Here is an 18,768-nt window from a genome sequence, read left to right on the forward strand (position 1 = left end):
AATGCCCTTTTCATACTTTCATATTTAGAATTACAATTTGAATCGAGAAACAACCACTTGAAGTTCTTCGGCAAGCCTCGAAAGCGAACCAGCAGATGACGAGACTTCTTCCATTGTGGCAAGCTGCTCTTCTGTCGCAGCCGAAGTCTCCTGTGAGGCAGCTGCATTTTTTTCGGAAATCACTTGCACATTTGTAATCACTTCAAAAATTTGACTGCTCAGTGCGGAAAGCTCTTCAACTGAGGATGAAACTTCCTCTACCTTGCCAGAAACCTCACCCATTGAATGGGCAATTTCTGCAAAGGCGACACTGGCTTCACTTGTATCTTCCAGCCCATCTTTTACCTGCTCATTCCCTGTTTCCATTGCCCGGACTGCCTGCCTGGTTTCCTCCTGAATCAAACCAATCATTTCCTGTATTTGATCAGCGGATTGTTTGGAACCTTCAGCTAATTTCCGAACTTCATCAGCCACGACAGAAAATCCTCTTCCATGCTCTCCTGCTCTTGCTGCTTCAATAGCAGCATTAAGAGCAAGCAGATTTGTCTGCTCTGCAATATTAGTAATGAGCTCCACAATATTGCTAATTTCTTTGGAGCGGGATTCAAGCGTATGAATATACTGAGTGGCATTTCCTACAGAGGTATTTATTTCATTCATCTGCCTTACCACATTATCAACTGACTTTGTCCCTTTTTTCGTAAGTATCTCTGCTTTTTCTGCTGCTTCAAGCATCAGCTCACTGCTGGAGGATATGTGATGGATACCTGATGCTATTTCCTCCACAGTGGCAGAGACCTCGCGGAAACGGTGAAGCTGCTGTTCAGTACCCAGGGCATTATTTTGCGAAATTTGGGCTACCTGTTCTGATGCAAGTGAACTTTGTTCAGCGCTGGCAGCCAGTTCTTCACTGCTGGCAGCCACTTGTGCAGAGGTATCTCTAACATGGCTGACCACAGTCCGCAAATCCTTTACCATCTTATTTAAGGATAAAATAAAAGCACCAATCTCATCGCGATTTTTTACTTTTATTTCTTCCTGGCTTAAATCACCGCTTGCAACCTTATCAATGGTTTTAGCGGCCAAGTTAATCGGACGGGATATCATCCTGCTGATATAATAAGCGATAAACATTGCAGCTACAATTGCTGCAAGCGTAATGGCCATTACGAAAACCTGAATAAATTTAACATAGTCTGTTGTCTCTTCAATCCCTTCATTTAACTGTGATTCATAAAATTTTACAAGTTCATCCGCTTTTTGATTAAACTCCTTGCTTACCTGCTTGTCAGAAGTTTCAACTAATGACATATAGGCAATATTATCTTCGAGCTTAAATTTAATTTCTTTATCAATAATGCTTTGGTAACGGTTATGGAGAACTTCAAGCTCTTTAACCAGCTCCATCTCCTCATTTTGATCCGTTACTTTATGTAATTGTTCAATATGATGTTCCATTCTTTTTCGGGCACTTTCATATTCACTAAGATAAGTAGAATCCCCTGTTAATAAATAACCGCGAATTCCTCCAGCTTCATTCATCAGCTCAGCCTTTAAAGTTTTAACGAGAATAACTTCAGAGACATTCTCATCTATTAATTTATTATAATTTCGATTAACGTTTCCAAGTTCATAGTTAGAAAGACCGGCCACCAATCCAAACAAGCAAAGGACTGATAAAAACCCTAGGAACAGCTTCTTTGCCACACTATATTTCATTATTCGTCCTCATTTCCTTCAGTGATAGGAGTTTATACTTATAATTTAACACGAACACTCGCGGCGAGTCAGGTACTTTTTTCCTATTAAATCATTTATTTACAGAAAATTCTTCCCCTTTCGCTAATTTTCTCATTTTAGAACATAAAAAAGCCGTTAATCCTGCTTACGAATTAACGGCAACTATGCAGACCAAAGATCTTTAGGGAGGAGATCTTCTATATTAATGTATTAATTATTACTGGAATGGTGTGGACAAACCCCTCCGCTATTTTCTTATTTTTGATGCATTCTCTATATAATTCATTTATTTTTACCGGTACCGGGCTTTTTTGATGGGTACTCATCAAATTATAAATTTTAGGAACTCCTTGAAGAATTACGTATTATTTCAAGTGTTCCTTACTTCAGTGTGTAGTAGTATAACAGGAAATACTGAAAAGTACACCACAGGAAAAAACAGCACTCTTTTATTTAACGGTCCTGTTCCCTTCCTGCTAACAGGCAAGACTCTAAATTGATCGTGAATGTTTCCAAATCTTCAAAACTTGAAATATCTCTGTCCAACAATGGCAACATTAGCACTCTTTTATTCGCAAAAACATCTTGAATCTCATTTAGATATCCTTTTTCGTTTTCTCGGCGCTTCTCCATAAATTGCCCGTCTGCCTTTTCTGGAATTACTTTATTCACGACCAGAGTATGTACATGTATTTTATGCTTATAAAGTGTTTCAATCGCCTTTATCGTCTCTAGAATAGGGAGCCTTTCAGCATTCAATACAAATAGATATTCTGTTTGATCGTAATTAAGCAGGTAATCTCGTACCTTCATAAATCTATCTTTCCGTTCTATCAACTTTTCATAGATTGGATCTTCAACTGGTTCGCCATCATTCATCCATTCTGCGTAATTCTTGTTTATTTTTTTACGCCGATCCAAAAGACCATCCATCCAGACTCCCATTAGCTCAGGAAGAGTTAGCAAGCGAATTGTATGGCCGGTTGGTGCCGTATCAAACACAATACTGTCATATTGATGAATCGTTTCCAGAATAAGTGATGTAATGCGGTCAAACAAAGCAGCTTCTTCCGCCCCTGGCGACGCAGCAGCAAGGTCTATTTGTCTATGGACTTCATCCAGCATTGTGGATTTGACAAGCCCTTTGATATTATCTTTTACTCCATTGATATATCGGAATGTCTCCTTCTCTGAGTTAATTTCAAGAACATCCAGACCGGTCCGGACAGATGTAATTTCTCCATACATATTGATATGAAATAAATCTCCCATATTATGTGCAGGATCAGTTGAAACAAGGAGGACCTTTTTTCCTTGCTTGGATAGCAGCAGTGCAAGTGCTGCAGAGGTTGTACTTTTTCCGACTCCTCCTTTGCCGCCGACAAAATATATCTTCTTATTTAAAAAATCCAACATTTATTCCCCTTTCTAACAGCAGCGGATTCCATCAAGCGGCGACTTTTCTATGCCCATCCGCAAATGCCAGTCGTGGAATCTCTCGATAATCATTGGGTACAGCTCCAGTGTGTAATAAAACGCCGGGTTTGGAAGCCCGAGCATTTCAGAAAAACAAAGAAGCATGAAAAGATCCTCTTCATCTCTTAATTCTCTGGCCAGTTCAGTCCTGTGCGGCTGTTTGAGGATTTCATCATAAAGGGCAATCGCTCTTTTCATCTTTTCCATTAGGCTCATGCTGTGCTCCTTTCAAAATGACAATAGAGACCGGGTCACCCCGGCCTCCATAACTTTACATGTCCTGTGTCAAAGTTGGTGTATGATCTTTATTGAATGCGCTGAAGGCTTCGACAATGATCCAAAATACAAAGATTAGAATCATGCCGCCAAGAATGAAAAGCAGCATGTTAGCATCTGATGAACCGTAACCAGACCACTGGAATACGACTTGCTGAATCATAGCCCAGACGGTCATGAAGAATACGAATACCATCGGAATAAAAGTGACTAGGTAGTTTCGTCCCTGGCGCTTCAGCCAGATGGAAATCAGCAATAAGCTTATGCCGGCAAGAAGCTGGTTGCTTGTGCCAAACAGCGGCCATAACAAATATCCGCCGGAGCCGAAACCATTTGGACCTTTTGGCAACAGAACCAGCGCGGCACTGGAAGCCACGGCAATAGTTGTTGCCACATGGGTTTTTGTTAATGGCTTTAAATTGTATTCGCTTCCAATTTCAGCAATTATATAACGCATCAAACGAACAGATGTATCAAGTGTTGTAGCTGCGAACGATACAACGATAACCGATACAATGGTGCTGGCAATATCAGCAGGTATCCAGACCCCGGTTGCTAATTGGGCAGCCCCTTGAATGAAGACTCCTAAACCGCCGGAACTTGCTGCAGCAAAGCTCGAGTATGTGGATAAAAATTCACCCTGAGTAGAGAAGAATGTAACAACCGCAATAATTGCGATTAAAGCAAGAACACCTTCTCCTACTGCGCCAAGATATCCGACAAATCTGGCATCAGTCTCTTTATCAAGCTGCTTGGAGGATGTTCCAGAAGAAACGAGTCCATGGAAACCGGAAATCGCACCGCAAGCAATTGTTATAAATAATAACGGAAACCATGAAACATCTGATGCAGCAGCATTTGTGGCCGGTGCTGTTACCTTCGGCTGCAGGAACACCAATCCTAGGTAAAGAATTAGCAAACCTACAACAAGCTGATGGGAATTAATATAATCACGAGGCTGCAAAAGCTTCCATACCGGAAGTGTCGATGCAATATAACAATACACCATTAAAACAATGATCCAGATGAAGAAAGCCATCGCCACACCATTCAATCCAAACAAAACATTGTTTTCGGCACCGCCAAAATAACTGACCAAGTCAATTTGCAAGGCAGGAACACGGCTAGCCAAAACAGCTGTACCATACATGACTGCCAGCGCAATCAGAGATGGAACCAGCATGCTTGCCTTTCGCTTATAAACGGCATATCCAATCCAGATGGCCAGCGGAATTTGGATGAAGACAGGCAGCACGCTTGCGGGAAACTTGACAAACAAATTGGAAATAACCCAGGCAAAAACAGCGTTTACCATAAGTACAAGGACTAAAATAATGAATAAGAACAACATCTTGGCGCGCTTGCCAATAAGCCTATTAGTAATAGTACCAACCGATTGGCCTTTATTGCGAACCGATAATACCAAGGTGCCAAAATCATGGACACCGGCAGCAAACACTGTTCCTAAAATAACCCAAAGGAACGCAGGCAGCCATCCCCAATAAACCGCAATTGCCGGGCCGACAATCGGTGCAGCTCCTGCTACTGAGGTAAAATGATGCCCCCAAAGAACCTTTTTATTGGTCGGAACAAAATCGACTCCATCCTTAAACTTATGAGCGGGTGTTACATAGTTCGGATCAAGCCTGTAAATCTTTTCAGCCACCCATTTTGAATAAAAACGGTAGCCTATGGCAAAAACAGTCATTCCAATGACAGCCAGCCAAATTGAATTCATAGTTAAATCCCTCCTTTTTAAGACCTGATACTACAATCTTATGATAAAAAAAGGATTCCTATTAGTCAATAAATTCAGAATTTTAAATGTAATTTTTGTCTATAAAAACCTTCCGAAAGGGCAAACCTAAAGTAAAAAGATGGGACGGTTATATCATGGATAAAAAAATAGTAAATTTACAAACATCGAAAACACATGAAAAAATGAAAGAACTTGTCGATAGCCTTACATTCACTAAAAACTTTCGATCAGCTTCTGCAGAAGAATGGTATTTGTTCCTTCCCGGCTTCCAGGACCCGCGTACAAAAGGCGCTGCTGGCAAAGCTATCATTCACTATAATCTTTATGGCACAAAAGAAATACTTATTAATACAACCATCATTTATGATGACCCATCCCTCCATCAGCCTGAAATGAAGTATGTCGTCCAGGCCATTTCGGAAGAAGTCATCAATAGGCTCGTCGGATACGCCGATACCCTCCTATCCGTCCATGCCGGAGAAAATTCATATGATACTGAGTATTTGGATGGCTAGGATTACTAATTGATGTTCGAAGGTAAACAGGGATTGGTTTACATAATAAAATTATGATAAAATAACCAGCTATAAAAAATGTGAGATACCTTCCACATAGCTATGGGCTCTATCCAATGTCTTTAAATATAGGATTAAAAAAAGACCTAACCTGGATTGAAAAGGTTAGATCTATACTTATTATTTACATGAAACCAATTCAAACTGAAGATAAACATCCCTTAATGCCGCCTGAATGGCCTGGCCTGCTTTCCCCCGGTAATGGAGTTGAACCTTTTCAATAAGTTCTTCAACTCCATCACCTAGACAATAACCTCTCAAGAGCTGCCGGATATACTCCCTTCCATGCTCGGTTGCAAGCGTACAGGATGAATCGACGATCACCCCGTATTTAAAGTCCAATTCCAACGTAATGGTAATGGAATCATATAAATTCCTGGCCGCCATTCCTTGTGGAAGTTTGGCATGCCCTGCGATGAAATAAGTGTTCATTATTTGAATCTCCTTTTTTCTCTAATAAAGAAGGGATGAATAGCCGGCTATTCCAGAAGGTTACCTTAAAGGGAATAAACGAACCCAGTTCTTAATAATTAATGAACTGAGACTTCTTCAAAAGGCCATGCCGGCAGCTGCTTTCGAAGCGGCTTATCCTCCCTGTAGCCCAGAGCGTATTCTCCTTGCATGATAGTATGGATTTCCCTGGTGCCTTCATAAATGACAGGAGCTTTTGAGTTTCTTAGGAAACGCTCGACTGGGTATTCATCTGAATATCCATATGCACCGTGAATTTGTACAGCATCATTGGCAGCTTCAAAAGCGGCATTGCATGAAATCCACTTAGCAAGGGAAGTTTCCTTTGTATTCCTTTTACCCTGGTTCTTTAGCCACCCTGCCTTGAAAACAAGCAATCTGGATATCTCTAAATTTGCACTCATATTAGCAATCATCTGCTGTACCAATTGATGTTTCCCAATCTCCTTGCCAAAAGTTTTGCGTTCGTGGCAGTATTTTAAGCTTGCTTCCAGACTTGCCTGGATTAATCCTACAGCACCAGCTGCAACTGTAAATCTTCCGTTATCCAGCGCAGACATGGCAATTTTAAAGCCTTCCCCTTCTTCACCAAGCCTATTTGATACCGGCACTCTGACATCTGACAAAAATACCTCGCCAGTGTTTCCCGCACGAATTCCCAGCTTGCCTTTAATTGCCTTTGATTCAACACCAGGAAAGCTGCGTTCAACAATAAAAGCTGTAATACCCTTGTGGCCTATATCATGTTCAGTTTTAGCAAAAATAAGAAAGTTATCTGCTGCATCACAAAGTGAAATCCAGGTTTTTGATCCATTTAAAATATAGGAGTCTCCATCACGGATAGCTGTACTATTCATAGCAGCAACATCTGACCCGGCATTAGGTTCAGTTAATCCAAATGCCCCAACCTGTTTGCCCTGTGCTTGAGGCACTAAATATTTTTGTTTTTGTTCCTCGGATCCCCACTGCAGCAAAGTCATACTATTTAATCCGGTATGGACTGAAACTGCTGTACGGTAAGCAGTATCTCCCCGCTCTAATTCTTCACAAACAATAGCCAGTGTATTATAGTCCATCCCTACACCGCCGTATTCCTCAGGAATGCACACCCCCATCAATTGAAGCTCGGCTAATTTTTTTAAAATAGAAGGTTCAAAATGGCCTTGGCGGTCCCACTCCTGAATATTAGGGATAATTTCCTTATCTACAAACTTTCTTACTAATTTCTTTACACTCTGCTGTTCTTCAGTTAATTCGAAATTCATCATATTAATTCCTCCTAAATAATTTTATTTTGTTTAAATTTTTTTATTTCGTCCGGCTGGTACCCAATTTGTTCTAATACTGCTTCCGTGTGCTCGCCATAGAGAGGAGGGTGATGCCTCATCTTCACTGGTGATTTGGATAGTTTTATCGGAGATCCTGTCAGTTTCAGATCTTTTATTAATGGATGATCCATTTCCACTACCATTTCTCTTGCTTTTATTTGTGGATCATCAAACATTTCTCTAACCGTATTTATTGGACCATTAGGAATCCCCGCTGCATCCAAAATCTCTTTCCATTCTTGTTTTGTTTTTTTAGAGAGAAGCTCTTCACAAATCGGGATGAGCTTTGTCTTATTCTCTATTCTGTTCTCATTGTGAATAAACTCATCCATCTCAGCTAAGACTGGTCTGCCAAGAGCAGCCGCAAATCGTTTAAACTGTTCATCATTCCCAACTGCTACAACCAGTTCTCCATCCATTGCAGAAAACACCTGGTAAGGAACAATATTTGGGTGCTGGTTTCCTAACCGGCCAGGTATTACTCCACTGCATAAATAATTGCTTGCGACATTTATTAATGAAGAAACCTGGCAATCCAGTAACGAGATATCAATTTCTTGCCCTTCTCCTGTTTGAGTGTGATGGTGTAACGCTGACAGGATTCCTATACATGTATAGAGCCCAGTAAGTACATCAGCTATGGCTACACCTACCTTCATAGGACTTCCATCTGGTTCTCCTGTAATGCTCATAAGACCGCTCATCGCCTGAATAATATAGTCATAGCCTGGCAGGTCCTTATATGGCCCAGTTGAACCAAATCCGGTAATGGATGCCATAATCAGAGTTGGATTCAACTCTTTTAAACTTTCATATCCCAGGCCCATTTTTTCCATAGTTCCTGCTTTAAAGTTTTGAACTACAATATCGCTTGATGTGACAAGCCTCCGAAAAATTTCTTTTCCCTCTTCTGATTTTAGATTCAATGTGATGCTTTGCTTATTGCGATTGGCACATAAGTAATAAGCACTTTCACCATTTACAAAGGGTGGACCCCAACCGCGTGTCTCATCGCCTGTTTTGTAATGTTCTATTTTGATAACTTCTGCCCCCAGGTCGCCAAGAATCATTGAGCAAAAAGGGCCCGCCAATACACGGGAGACATCAATAATCCGAATTCCCTCTAGTGCACCGCTCATACTCTCACCTCTTTCGTCCATTTAATAAACAAAAAAGAGCCAGCAAAACAGACAATGTCTTAAGGACACTGAACGCTTTACTGACTCTTATCCAAGGCTCGTCTTCCGGCAAGGAAGATCAAGTGAACAAAGCCAATTTTTTAAAATAACCTTTTTAACTAAAATTCAAGCCGTACATGCAGCAAGAGAATTGCTGTCATCGGTTTGTTAGTCTTATTATATAATAATTTGATAGAATTTTGCAATAATTAGAGAAGATATTTTTCTATAAAGTAAGAAGCTTAATTATCAGCTATTTACATAGACATGGCTTGTTTAGCGAGCATCATATCATTTTGAAGCAATTTATTTAAATTGTAAGAAGGATATAATCCTTTTCTGTACATATAGGAATATATCTGTTCATGGATATCAATTGCCTGATTAAGCTGTTTTTTTAATACCTTTCTTACCGCTGGGGTTGCTGTTTCTGTAATTGCAACCCCATAATTTCTTACAGCAGTTTTTGCAAATGCCAATAAATCCCCTGCCAGAAAGCTGTCTGATGAACGATAGTCAGCAGATTGCTGCGGATGGGGGGCATATGGATAAAATTGCAGCAATTCCCTCAGGTTCATATCCAAACCTTGAATGGTTTTCAGATAAATCTGTCTAAGTTCCTGATCTTGAATTTCTTTTAACCCCTTTTTAAGCTTCATTAAACCGATTGCTTGAAATGCTACCAGCTCATGAATTTCCAAAGTCTCATGCCATGCAAGAGCCTGTTGATAATTTGGCATTATATAATTTCTCCTACCCGTTTTGTCACCCTTAAATTATGTAACAAGAACCAATCTGTGCATGACTACATAAAAAAGCACCAAGCCCCTATGGCAGTTAGGTTAACTTCCCATAGGTGGCCTGGTACCGATTAAATTGCTTTCTTAAACATTCCCTCATACTGTTTGGAGGTTCTAAGTTCAATGGTTAATACCCCTTTACCAAAATGGGCTTTTACCAGGAGCGGTACACCAGTCGTGTTTTCGAATCTGAAGTCTTTCCCTCCGTAGGAGACCGTTGCATCCCGGCCTTTAGGAACGTAGCCTACCGTTACAGAATGATGGTGCTTTTCCACATAACTGACTCCGACTTTATCAACAGCATTGAATAAAGTCGATGATGTCTGGCAAATGCCGCCGCCAATACCCATAACAAGCTTCCCATTAATGGCTTCCTCTGCTGGCTGATACCCATGGGCCTCGTCACTTGGCCCAACTGTTGAATTAAATGAAAAATGATCCCCAACACCAAGAATGACATTATTGATTGCCTCTGCGGAAAGCTCTATGTTTTTCGTTCGACCTGCAACACCACTATTGAAATAGGTCGTATAAGAAGCAACTACAACTTCATCCAAGCCAGGAACATCCTCGGGATTATACCCGCTTTCTGTTACATAAAGCGGAAGTTCAACATCTCCTCCGCTAACCGAAGATTCAAGAATATTCTCAACTAACTCACTTTCTTCCAGTATAATCTCAGGCTGACCCTTTATTACCTTTCCGTCAGGTCCTATTTTATCGAGAATCATCCTTTGATCGTAGCCTTGCTTTGTATCTGTTCCCCTTGCTATTTCTCTGGCCCATTTTTCCAGTTCTGCTTTGTATTTCTCATCCTCGGATCCAAAGCCCATTTCCGCCGGTTTAAACGATTTTAGTAAGGCTTTTGTTTTTGGATCGATAACATTGACAACAACTGGCTTTACTTCTTCTTTTTCTTTCTTTTCTTTAGCTCGCTCCTCTAACTTGGCTTTTTCCCGGGCTTCTTCTTCCTTTGCTTGCTCCTCAGCAGCTTTCTTCTCTAATTCTTCTTCCTTCATACTTTCTTCCGCACACCCAGCTAATCCTAATAAGCTACCAATCAACAATAGTGAAATTCCCCAATTTCTCTTGCTCATATTTCCCCCAGCTTTTCCTAATATTCTTCCTGTATCTCTTTTTAGGAAGTCGTTTCCATTTTCTTATTGTATTCAGCGTTGAGTAAAGGTATTCCTGCGCAACCGCAGCTTGAGTTGTACCTTTTTTTACATTTAAAAACGCCTGCAATTAAGCAGACGTTTTTAATTTATAATCCTCCACACCCCGAATGATTATCCTGATCGTTTTCCGAGGTTCTGTTTTCTTCTTTTGAAACAGACTCCAATCCATACCCTGTAGAACTAATTTCCAACACTCCCTCGGCTTGCCTATTTTTAAGGTCCTTCTCCGCTTCAGTCTGGCCAAATTCAACATTGTCTTTATTCATCTCAAAACCTCCAACACTTTTTTAACCCTTTATACCCTGCAGCCACTCCTGATAACAATCCCTGCATAGTATTTCTTCCCTTTCACTATCCGCTACATCAAATGTAATCCTGTGCATATGATTACCCTCGATATCATCTGTACAATAAAAACACTTTTCACCCATGATGTACCCTCCATTGTTGAAAGTGTTTTTATTTTGAAACAGGAACATCATATTTATACACAAAAAAGTACCAGGTACCTATATAGTTTGCTAAGGTCGTATAGGTGCCTGGTACCGCTATAATTAAGAATTAACTGCTTTTTTCTTCTATATCAGTTTCCCCTTCATATTTTATTACTCTGGCGATTTCATCATTCATATGTTTATTCGAGTATTCCGTTCCGTATTTCGACATGGATATTTTGTAAAAGACAAATCCCAGGATAATCCAGGCAAATACGATAACCCATTCGTATGGCCAAATAAGTGCTGAAGGCATTCCTGGCATATAAAGAATACTTACGCCCAAAGACATAATAACCGCTATCCATCCGATTGATGTACCGCCTTGAAGACGAAACGGCCTCTGCATATCTGGAGATTTTTTTCGCAAAATCACGAATGATAACGCCACCATAAACCATGCTATAACTAACCCTAGTCCGCCTGCATCCACCAGCCAAACTAGTGCAGGTCTGCCTAACAATGGTGCTGCTGTTGATAAAACTGCAATTAATAAGATTGCTTTATGAGGGGTATTATATTTAGGATGGAGTTCACCTAAAGATTTCGGCAGCATGCCTGCCCTTGCAAGTGCATATATTGCCCGGCTGCCGCCAACATAAAATCCAATCCAGCTTGTTAATATGCCGCCAATACCCCCGATGACAAGAAGATTGCCCATCATTTTACTATTGAAAGCTTTTGCCATTGCGTCTGCTGTAACAAGATTGGATTCAGCGATTTCAGAAGGGCTTAACACACGGGAAACGCCGAAAATTACTGCAATGTACCATACTATTGCAAAAATGACGGACACGATTAATAATTTCCCAATTTGTTTTTGAGGAAGCTTTATCTCTTCTGCTGCCTGTGGGATAACGTCAAATCCAACAAACATAAAAGGAGTCATAATGACAACCGTTAACATTCCAGCCATGCCTTTTTCAAACAACGGCTGCATATTTTGCCCGTTTCCTGAGAACGAGCTGCCAGTTATTAATAAAACACCAGCTATAAGAATTAATAATGTCAAAATAAACATAGCTGCAGTTGAAAACTTAATCCCCCGATAATTAATCCACGCGATAAAAATAGAACCTATAATACCTACACCTGCCCATGTGACCGTTACATCCCAATCAGCTATGGTGTACAAATATCCTTTACTATAATTAGGGATCAAAAACTCAAATACAGTTGGCAGAGCCACAGCTTCGAATGCCACTACAGAAACATATCCCAAAATAATGGCCCATGTAGTAACAAAACTTGCAACCCTCCCCATTGCCTTAAAACTATAAACGTGTTCCCCTCCGGCCAAAGGAAGCGCAGATGCCAGCTCTGCGTAAGTTAAACCAACGAAAGTAACAAGCAATCCTCCAATAACAAAGGCAAGAATTGCACCGAGTGAACCCGCTTCAGTGATCCAAAGTCCAGTAGTAACAACCCATCCCCAGCCAATCATTGCACCAAAAGCCAGAGCAAGTACGTCACGATTTCCAAGTGTTTTTATGAATCTCTTTTCACTCATTCACTTTCCTCCACTCATTTTTTTATGTATAAAGATTGAACAAGCAAGAATGCCTAACCAAATATAAACAATATTCTGATAATTTTATTGGCTCAAGGGAGGGTGTCCCTAGAGTATAGCTTTTGGACACCCTCTTTTGGTAAGGCGATAGCTCTTTAAAATTTGGCCTGTTGATTTCCGCTCCAGGGACTCGCTTTCCGCGGGCGGTCCAGGAGCCTCCCCGGTGCATTCGCACCTGCGGGGTCTCCCGCTAACTCGCTACTCCCGCAGGAGTCTCGCCCCTTCCGCTCCAATCAACAGGGTGCAAAAACCTTTCGAGAACAACCTAACCTGTAAACGGAATTAAAAAATACACTGGGCCTTCAATAACTAATTGGTAATACAAATTAAACACTTTGTAATCTTAAACTTTTTTCAACAGTCTGAATAGCATCGGAAAAAATCATGATCATTTTTTCAATTTCTTCTTTTGTAATAATTAATGGCGGTGACAGCGCAATAATATTTGTACCCCCAAAAGTAACTGAGCGAACAATCAATTTTCGGGAAAGACATTCTTCAACCAGCTTTTGTGCAGCCATTTTCTCCGGTCCAAAAGGGATCCCCTGCTCCCTGTCCTCGAATAATTCAAAGGCACCCAGCAAGCCTTTTGCACGGGATTTTGTCACGGATGAATGCTTCTCCGTTAAATACTTAAATCCTTTTATAAGTTCCATTTCCATTTTACTTGCGTGGGCCGCCAGATTTTCTTTTTCAATAATTTCAATGTTTTTCAAAGCTACCGCACAGGAGGTTGGGTGACCGCTATAGGTAAATCCATGGAATAAAACATCGTCCGAAACTTCTGCAAGATTGTCCCTTAATCGTTCAGTTATCGCTACCGCTCCCAGTGGAATATAACCACTCGTAATCCCCTTCGCCATACACATGATATCAGGCACCACATTCCAATTATCTACACCGAACATTCTCCCTGTCCGGCCAAAACCGCAGATCACTTCATCAGCTATCATTAAAATTCCATATTGATTACAGAGATTCCGTACAGCTTCAAGATAACCATCTGGCGGAATAATGACCCCGCCTGCTCCTTGTATCGGTTCAACTATGACAGCCGCAATGGTTTCTGGACCTTCGTTTTCAATAATCCCTCTGATACTTCTTGAAAAGTCAGCATCATTCTTATCTCCCCATTCGCAATTCGTTTTGTGCGCTGCTGCATGAAGAAAATCAGGTGCCAAAGATGTGGTCATATTTTGAAATTGCTGAATGCCGGTTGCGCTTGTCGCTCCCATTGTAATTCCGTGGTAAGCTCGCTCTAATCCAATAATTTTCTTCTTCTCAGGCTGTCCCTTCATTTTCCAATAATGCCGTACAAGCTTAAATGCCGTATCATTTGATTCGGATCCTCCGGAAGTATAGAAAAATACGTTCAAGTCACCTGGAGTTAAACTTGCAAGCTTTTCTGACAGCTGAATAACCGTTTCGTGGGAAAGATTATTAAAAGATGAACTATAAGCAAGCTTGCCCATTTGCTGGCTCGCTGCCTCCCCAAGCTCTTTCCTGCCATGTCCTATATTTACATTCCATAACGATGCGAGCGCATCGATATATTGATCACCATTTACATCCGTTAAATAAATCCCCTTACTCTCTGTAAAAATTCGTTTCGGGCCATTTTCCTGATGCTGTTTCAAAGAAGATGTTGGGTGCAAATAATGTTTTTTATCCAACTCCTGCAGATTCTTTATTTGTTCTTTATTATACGTGACCATTCCTTTTACCTCCTTATAATGGTAAATTCATATAAAAGTTCTAAAAAGTAAGATGCAAGTCTTATGCCAATGGTTTGTATCTATTAGTTAAGGATTTATGTCTCCCAGGATAATGGGTAATAATGATTTAAAGCATTATTGATCATGCTCCCCCGCATTATTTTGTTTAGAATATTACGAATTGTTGCCACCTACTTATTATGCTATTATTTCATTATCAATTATTAGAACTTCAATTTAAAAATGGAAGTGAAGATATGGAAGCAAGCGAGCTTACACTTTACAAGGCTTTAAATCATGAATTAGAAACGATTATTAATACCTGTTTTGACGAAATTTTCGTGACTGACGGCAATGGAAAAGTACTGCGGGTCAATCCGGCAGGTGAGGTTTTTTATGGCATGAAAGCAAATGAAATAGTAGGAAAAAACACTGAAGACCTAGCCAGAAAGGGACTGTTTTCCCCTTCGCTATTTCCTATCGTAAAAGAACGGAAAGAACGGGTATCAATGATTCAAAGAACAAGAACTGGCCATACCATCCACTGTATTGGCAACCCATCCCTTGATTCTGAAGGAAATATTGAATTTATTATCTTTACTTCCAGAGACCTCACAGAGATCAGACAGCTTCGTGATAAGATTGAGCGGACCGAACATTTATTAGAAAGTTTCCAAGAAGAACTTGAAGAACTGCGGAGATTTCAAAATAAAGACCAGGAGGAATTTATCTCTTTTTCACCCAATATGCGTAAAATAGTGAAAATGGTAGAAAAAATTGCAAAGGTAGATTCCACTGTTCTTGTAACAGGAAAATCTGGTGTTGGAAAAGGTGTCATCGTATCTTTAATACATAAAAAAAGCAATAGAAGCAAACAGCCCTTTATTCAAGTTAATTGTGGAGCAATTCCCGAACCTCTCATTGAATCCGAACTTTTTGGATACGAGCCCGGCACTTTTACAGGTGCAAATAAAGATGGGAAAAAGGGATTATTTGAAGAGGCTGATGGAGGTACTTTATTTTTGGACGAGATTGGCGAAATGCCGCTTAACCTTCAAGTTAAACTTTTGAAAGCTCTGCAAGAAAATGTAATTCAGCGGCTCGGAGGTTCCAAACCAATACATATCGATACAAGAATTATAGCTGCAACTAATAAGAACTTAGAATCAATGGTGGAGGAGGGTGCATTTAGAGAAGATTTATACTACAGATTGAATGTCATACCCATTTACATTCCCCCATTAAGAACGAGGCAAGAGGATATTTCCTATTTAATGGATTATTTTTTAGACAAATTCAATAAAAAATACGGCTCTTCTACCTATCTATCTTTTGAAGCAGAGAATCAATTAATTAACTACAGTTGGCCAGGAAATGTTAGAGAATTGGAAAACTTGATGGAACGCCTGGTAGTTACAGCTGATAAGAATGAAATCCAAATGATAGACCTGCCACAAAAAATCATAAACTCCAGAAATGACTGCTCACAATATCTTGTCCAGATCAATGACATTTGCCCATTAAAACAAGCACAAGAAGAATTGGAAGAACAATTAATCATTAAGGCTTATAAGAAATATAAAAGCTCCTATAAAGTTGGTGAGGCACTGGGAATAAATCAATCTACTGCTTTCAGAAAGATTCAAAAGTATATTAAGGATTAATGAGGTACAGTGTAAGATATATTAAAATCTCCTGGCTTTATAGGCAGGAGATTTTTTAAGTAACATATTAAGTCGTCTATTAAGTCAGCGAGATTCTGCTTTTTCTTCTGTAGTTTGGATCGTTTTATCTTTAAGCAGTTCCTCAATCTTCGGCTCATCATATCCAAGCTTCTCTAAGATGTCTTTCGTATTCTCTCCAAGCTTAGGAGGTGCTTGTTTAACCTCAGCAGAGGAATTGCTTAACTCGAAAGGCAGCCGCGGAAGCTTGAAGCCTTTGATACTTGAATGCGGGACATTCTTCCACATATTAATGGCTTCTGCTTGCTCATCCTTTACAACTTCTGAAATCTTTTTCACCTTTGAACTTGGTACTCCAGCCGCTGCCAAAAGCCGAACCCATTCATCAGCAGGCTTGGATTGAAGAATATTTTCAATAGCCACTCTTAAATTCTCACTGTTTTCAACTCGTTTGGGGTTAGTCTCATATCGCGGATCTGTAACCCATTCATCTTTCCCAAGCACATTGCATAAGCGCCTAAATAAGGAATTATTCGATATTCCAATCATAACAGGTGCATCGCTGGCATAAAAAGCTCCGTATGGTGCAAAAGCAGTATGGCCGGCACCATTTTTCTTAGGTTCCTGTCCGGTTGCAAGCCAGGATAGCATATGATAGCCCACCCAAAAGACGCCTGTTTCGTAAAGTGAAGTTGTGACCAATTGCCCCTCACCTGTTTTTTCTTTATGAAGGAGTGCAGAGATAATACCAATTGCTCCCCACATAGCACTTCCCTGGTCAAGAACCGAAACGGGCACCCTCGCAATCTCTGACCCTTCTGCTCCATTAATTCCGATAATGCCTGAATCCGCTTGGACAATTGCATCATACCCGGATCTTTCACGCAAAGGTCCATCCTGTCCATAGGCAGACAAGGAGCAATAAACAAGTGAAGGATTAACTTCTTTTAATTTTTCATATCCCAGTCCCATTTTTTCCGCTTTTTTATAACGGAAATTCTCTACAAACACATCTGCTTTTTCAACAAGATCATATACAATTCTTCTGCCATTTTCCTGTTTCAGGTCTATAACAATAGAATTTTTATTTCGATTAATATGGAGAAAATATACGCCTTCCCCTTCCCAAAAGGGCCCCATCCCCCTTGAGTCATCTCCAGTAACCGGCCTCTCAATTTTTATGATTTCAGCACCTAAATCAGCGAGAATCATTGTTAAACTAGGGCCGGAAATGTTTGTAGTTACATCCACTACTGTTACACCTTTTAACGGTCCTGCCATCCTGTCTCCCCCTTTTTAAAGAGAAGGCCCTTCTGATGGGGCCCTCTGGTCTGAAATGATTAATAAGAACGCGGCAAACCAAGAACATGCTGTCCTACAAAGCTCACAACCAAATTATTTGATATAGGTGCTACGATAAACAATCTTGCTTCCCTAAACTTTCTTTCTATATTGTATTCTTTAGCAAAACCATAACCGCCATAAGTGTCCATGGCTGCATTTGCGGCACGCCAAGTAGCCTCAGAAGCAAGGTATTTTGCCATATTCGCTTCTGCACCGCAATCATCTCCTGCATCAAACATTTCTGCTGCTTTATCCCTCATTAATTTTGCAGCCTGGATATCCATGTAACCTCTTGAAATTGGAAATTGAACACCTTGGTTCTGCCCGATTGGCCTGTTAAAAACAACACGCTCATTGGCATATTGAACGGATTTATCAACGAAATACATGCCATCCCCAATTGATTCAGAGGCTATTAAAATACGTTCTGCATTCATGCCTCCCAATACATAACGGAATCCCTTGCCTTCCTCGCCAATCAAGTTCTCGACTGGAATTTCGGCTCCTTCAAAAAAGACTTCAGTGGTCGCATGATTGATCATGGTATCAATTGGGCGGATATCTATCTTATCTGCCTGCTCCTTCATATCAAGGATAAAGAGGCTCAGACCGTCCGTTTTCTTTTGCACCTGGTCTTTCGGTGTTGTTCTTGCCAGGAGCATCATTAAATCTGAATGCTCCGCACGGGAGGTCCAAATCTTTTGGCCATGTACGATATACTTGTCTCCCTTTCTCTCTGCAAATGTTTGAATACTTGTAGTATCACTGCCTGCTGTTGGTTCAGTAATGCCAAAGGCTTGCAGCCTCAATTCACCGCTTGCGATTTTGGGAAGAAACCTTTTCTTCTGTTCCTCATTGCCGTGACGGAGCAATGCTCCCATTGTATACATTTGTGCATGGCAGGCTCCTGCATTTCCGCCAGAACGATTGATCTCCTCTAAAATGATTCCTGCTTCTTTCATTCCCAGGCCTGCTCCCCCATATTCTTCAGGAATGAGAACTGACAGCCAGCCCTCTTCCGTGAGAGCCTTTACAAATGCTGTCGGATAGGCATCTCTCTCATCTGTATCTCTCCAATACTCTTCAGGAAAGCGCTCACATAAAGTGCGAACACTTTTCCGGATCATTTCGTGCTCAGTATTTTCCTTTGTTTTTGTATTTGCCATTTCAATTACCTCCAAA

At 40.5% G+C, this 18,768-nt stretch carries 17 protein-coding genes; 2 read left to right on the top strand and 15 right to left on the bottom strand.

Annotated features, from left to right (window positions below):
* Positions 1–30: 30 nt before the first annotated feature.
* The 4 genes from DFO73_RS21925 to DFO73_RS21940 all read right to left on the bottom strand — a co-directional run bounded on the left by DFO73_RS21925 (position 31) and on the right by DFO73_RS21940 (position 5,230).
* A complete protein-coding gene (locus DFO73_RS21925) occupies positions 31–1,719 on the bottom strand; it encodes a HAMP domain-containing methyl-accepting chemotaxis protein (protein WP_110066826.1) in 1,689 nt (562 codons plus the stop codon).
* Between the two features lie 474 nt (positions 1,720–2,193).
* Positions 2,194–3,156 carry an ArsA family ATPase gene (locus DFO73_RS21930; RefSeq protein ID WP_110066827.1) on the bottom strand — a complete coding sequence of 321 codons (963 nt, stop codon included), beginning with the start codon at positions 3,154–3,156 and terminating at the stop codon, positions 2,194–2,196.
* Between the two features lie 12 nt (positions 3,157–3,168).
* A complete protein-coding gene (locus tag DFO73_RS21935; RefSeq protein ID WP_110066828.1) occupies positions 3,169–3,432 on the bottom strand; it encodes a cory-CC-star protein in 264 nt (87 codons plus the stop codon).
* A gap of 55 nt (positions 3,433–3,487) precedes the next feature.
* Positions 3,488–5,230, bottom strand: coding sequence for a carbon starvation CstA family protein (locus DFO73_RS21940; RefSeq protein ID WP_110066829.1), 1,743 nt, complete (start codon positions 5,228–5,230; stop codon positions 3,488–3,490).
* A gap of 155 nt (positions 5,231–5,385) precedes the next feature.
* Between DFO73_RS21940 and DFO73_RS21945 the strand changes: the two genes are divergently transcribed.
* Positions 5,386–5,766: a hypothetical protein gene (locus DFO73_RS21945; RefSeq protein WP_258309691.1), complete on the top strand. Its 381-nt coding sequence runs from the start codon at positions 5,386–5,388 to the stop codon at positions 5,764–5,766.
* Between the two features lie 180 nt (positions 5,767–5,946).
* Here the strand turns inward: DFO73_RS21945 and DFO73_RS21950 are convergent, their stop codons facing one another.
* The 9 genes from DFO73_RS21950 to DFO73_RS21985 form a co-directional block, all read right to left on the bottom strand.
* The gene (locus tag DFO73_RS21950; RefSeq protein ID WP_110066830.1) at positions 5,947–6,258 is read right to left on the bottom strand and encodes a DUF3870 domain-containing protein; all 312 of its coding nucleotides are present in this window, start codon (positions 6,256–6,258) and stop codon (positions 5,947–5,949) included.
* Between the two features lie 98 nt (positions 6,259–6,356).
* Positions 6,357–7,562 carry an acyl-CoA dehydrogenase family protein gene (locus DFO73_RS21955; RefSeq protein ID WP_110066938.1) on the bottom strand — a complete coding sequence of 402 codons (1,206 nt, stop codon included), beginning with the start codon at positions 7,560–7,562 and terminating at the stop codon, positions 6,357–6,359.
* Between the two features lie 14 nt (positions 7,563–7,576).
* The gene (locus DFO73_RS21960) at positions 7,577–8,764 is read right to left on the bottom strand and encodes a CaiB/BaiF CoA transferase family protein (RefSeq protein WP_110066831.1); all 1,188 of its coding nucleotides are present in this window, start codon (positions 8,762–8,764) and stop codon (positions 7,577–7,579) included.
* Positions 8,765–9,060: 296 nt separating this feature from the next.
* The gene (locus DFO73_RS21965; protein WP_110066832.1) at positions 9,061–9,543 is read right to left on the bottom strand and encodes a spore coat protein; all 483 of its coding nucleotides are present in this window, start codon (positions 9,541–9,543) and stop codon (positions 9,061–9,063) included.
* Between the two features lie 131 nt (positions 9,544–9,674).
* Positions 9,675–10,700 carry a VanW family protein gene (locus tag DFO73_RS21970; protein WP_110066833.1) on the bottom strand — a complete coding sequence of 342 codons (1,026 nt, stop codon included), beginning with the start codon at positions 10,698–10,700 and terminating at the stop codon, positions 9,675–9,677.
* A gap of 167 nt (positions 10,701–10,867) precedes the next feature.
* Positions 10,868–11,047, bottom strand: a complete 180-nt coding sequence (locus DFO73_RS21975) for a hypothetical protein (RefSeq protein ID WP_110066834.1) — start codon at positions 11,045–11,047, stop codon at positions 10,868–10,870.
* Positions 11,048–11,068: 21 nt separating this feature from the next.
* Positions 11,069–11,212, bottom strand: a complete 144-nt coding sequence (locus DFO73_RS28860; protein ID WP_181396092.1) for a hypothetical protein — start codon at positions 11,210–11,212, stop codon at positions 11,069–11,071.
* 130 nt (positions 11,213–11,342) lie between these two features.
* A complete protein-coding gene (locus DFO73_RS21980) occupies positions 11,343–12,785 on the bottom strand; it encodes an APC family permease (RefSeq protein WP_110066835.1) in 1,443 nt (480 codons plus the stop codon).
* 386 nt (positions 12,786–13,171) lie between these two features.
* Positions 13,172–14,560 carry an aminotransferase family protein gene (locus DFO73_RS21985; RefSeq protein ID WP_110066836.1) on the bottom strand — a complete coding sequence of 463 codons (1,389 nt, stop codon included), beginning with the start codon at positions 14,558–14,560 and terminating at the stop codon, positions 13,172–13,174.
* A gap of 257 nt (positions 14,561–14,817) precedes the next feature.
* Between DFO73_RS21985 and DFO73_RS21990 the strand changes: the two genes are divergently transcribed.
* Positions 14,818–16,224, top strand: a complete 1,407-nt coding sequence (locus tag DFO73_RS21990; RefSeq protein ID WP_110066837.1) for a sigma-54 interaction domain-containing protein — start codon at positions 14,818–14,820, stop codon at positions 16,222–16,224.
* Between the two features lie 84 nt (positions 16,225–16,308).
* On the opposite strand, the gene DFO73_RS21995 is transcribed toward DFO73_RS21990, so the two are convergent.
* Both DFO73_RS21995 and DFO73_RS22000 read right to left on the bottom strand, forming a co-directional pair.
* Positions 16,309–17,523 carry a CaiB/BaiF CoA transferase family protein gene (locus DFO73_RS21995; protein WP_110066838.1) on the bottom strand — a complete coding sequence of 405 codons (1,215 nt, stop codon included), beginning with the start codon at positions 17,521–17,523 and terminating at the stop codon, positions 16,309–16,311.
* Positions 17,524–17,582: 59 nt separating this feature from the next.
* Positions 17,583–18,752, bottom strand: coding sequence for an acyl-CoA dehydrogenase family protein (locus DFO73_RS22000; protein WP_110066839.1), 1,170 nt, complete (start codon positions 18,750–18,752; stop codon positions 17,583–17,585).
* Between the last annotated feature and the right edge of the window lie 16 nt (positions 18,753–18,768).

This window comes from Cytobacillus oceanisediminis, assembly GCF_003182355.1.
Taxonomy (GTDB): domain Bacteria; phylum Bacillota; class Bacilli; order Bacillales; family Cytobacillaceae; genus Cytobacillus; species Cytobacillus oceanisediminis_A.

Excerpts from the sequence above, each read along its gene's own strand:
- DFO73_RS21950 (WP_110066830.1), bottom strand. The coding sequence starts at position 6,258 with ATGAACACTTATTTCATCGCAGGGCATGCCAAACTTCCACAAGGAATG.
- DFO73_RS21980 (WP_110066835.1), bottom strand. The coding sequence starts at position 12,785 with ATGAGTGAAAAGAGATTCATAAAAACACTTGGAAATCGTGACGTACTT.
- DFO73_RS21925 (WP_110066826.1), bottom strand. The coding sequence starts at position 1,719 with ATGAAATATAGTGTGGCAAAGAAGCTGTTCCTAGGGTTTTTATCAGTC.
- DFO73_RS21955 (WP_110066938.1), bottom strand. The coding sequence starts at position 7,562 with ATGAATTTCGAATTAACTGAAGAACAGCAGAGTGTAAAGAAATTAGTA.
- DFO73_RS21930 (WP_110066827.1), bottom strand. The coding sequence starts at position 3,156 with ATGTTGGATTTTTTAAATAAGAAGATATATTTTGTCGGCGGCAAAGGA.
- DFO73_RS21960 (WP_110066831.1), bottom strand. The coding sequence starts at position 8,764 with ATGAGCGGTGCACTAGAGGGAATTCGGATTATTGATGTCTCCCGTGTA.
- DFO73_RS21975 (WP_110066834.1), bottom strand. The coding sequence starts at position 11,047 with ATGAATAAAGACAATGTTGAATTTGGCCAGACTGAAGCGGAGAAGGAC.
- DFO73_RS21940 (WP_110066829.1), bottom strand. The coding sequence starts at position 5,230 with ATGAATTCAATTTGGCTGGCTGTCATTGGAATGACTGTTTTTGCCATA.
- DFO73_RS21990 (WP_110066837.1), top strand. The coding sequence starts at position 14,818 with ATGGAAGCAAGCGAGCTTACACTTTACAAGGCTTTAAATCATGAATTA.
- DFO73_RS28860 (WP_181396092.1), bottom strand. The coding sequence starts at position 11,212 with ATGGGTGAAAAGTGTTTTTATTGTACAGATGATATCGAGGGTAATCAT.
- DFO73_RS21985 (WP_110066836.1), bottom strand. The coding sequence starts at position 14,560 with ATGGTCACGTATAATAAAGAACAAATAAAGAATCTGCAGGAGTTGGAT.
- DFO73_RS21970 (WP_110066833.1), bottom strand. The coding sequence starts at position 10,700 with ATGAGCAAGAGAAATTGGGGAATTTCACTATTGTTGATTGGTAGCTTA.
- DFO73_RS21965 (WP_110066832.1), bottom strand. The coding sequence starts at position 9,543 with ATGCCAAATTATCAACAGGCTCTTGCATGGCATGAGACTTTGGAAATT.
- DFO73_RS21995 (WP_110066838.1), bottom strand. The coding sequence starts at position 17,523 with ATGGCAGGACCGTTAAAAGGTGTAACAGTAGTGGATGTAACTACAAAC.
- DFO73_RS21945 (WP_258309691.1), top strand. The coding sequence starts at position 5,386 with ATGGATAAAAAAATAGTAAATTTACAAACATCGAAAACACATGAAAAA.
- DFO73_RS22000 (WP_110066839.1), bottom strand. The coding sequence starts at position 18,752 with ATGGCAAATACAAAAACAAAGGAAAATACTGAGCACGAAATGATCCGG.
- DFO73_RS21935 (WP_110066828.1), bottom strand. The coding sequence starts at position 3,432 with ATGAGCCTAATGGAAAAGATGAAAAGAGCGATTGCCCTTTATGATGAA.